This window comes from Acinetobacter sp. N1-1 (assembly GCF_056711485.1).
This window is the reverse complement of record NZ_JBWXUO010000002.1, coordinates 1-717: the sequence shown is the minus strand read 5'-3', so window position 1 is coordinate 717 and position 717 is coordinate 1. Positions and strand designations below refer to the sequence as shown.

At 31.9% G+C, this 717-nt stretch carries 1 pseudogene; it reads left to right on the top strand.

Going from position 1 to position 717, the window contains the following annotated elements:
* Positions 1-433, top strand: a pseudogene (locus AC1MPL_RS00015) (hypothetical protein); the annotation flags it as partial.
* Positions 434-717 lie beyond the last annotated feature (284 nt).

The window sequence follows — 717 nt, the reverse complement described above, 5'->3', positions numbered from 1 at the left end:
TCGAGCATTAGAATCTTATATGAAGATCCAAAAGGCGGTTTTAAATGATCGTATAAGGCTTGAAAATGAGCGTAGACGCGATGTTTTAAAGAAATCAGGGAAATCTATATCAGAAGCTCAAAAAAGGCGTAATGAGGAAAATAGACGTAAATACGAGATAGGAGCTGTTGTTTTATCTTTGATGAGTGAACTTTGTATTGATATACATCAAAAAACACCTGAAGAAATCAAGAATTTCATTAAGGGTTCTATTAAATTTCAAGGAAAACTTAAAAAGACCAAAATATTTAAAGAAGTTAAAGAACAGCAGGAAATTAGGTTTAAACAGCGAGATTTATTTTTTGATGTGATTGAAGGATTATCAATGTGGAAAAGTAATGGTGAACCACTATCTAGCATCGAAATTAAAAAATATAAAGACAAATACAATTGATAGGATTTTATCTAATTCAGTTTGATATTTACCAAGCGAGTGTCTACGAGCGACCCTACCATAGTTTGTGTCTAGATTACTTGAAAAACTGCTCTTTTGGGCTGTGAAAATAGGTTCAATGTATACTTATAATGAATGTTAGACGAGCTATAGCGAGTATAAAGTTTTATGAGTGAAGCGAATCCATAATTGATTTTGCTTTTACCCTTGCTTTTTTAAAATTAACTTTACGTCAACATAAAAAAGAAAATTGCCCCGAGAATCGAGCAAAGCGAGATTCAATG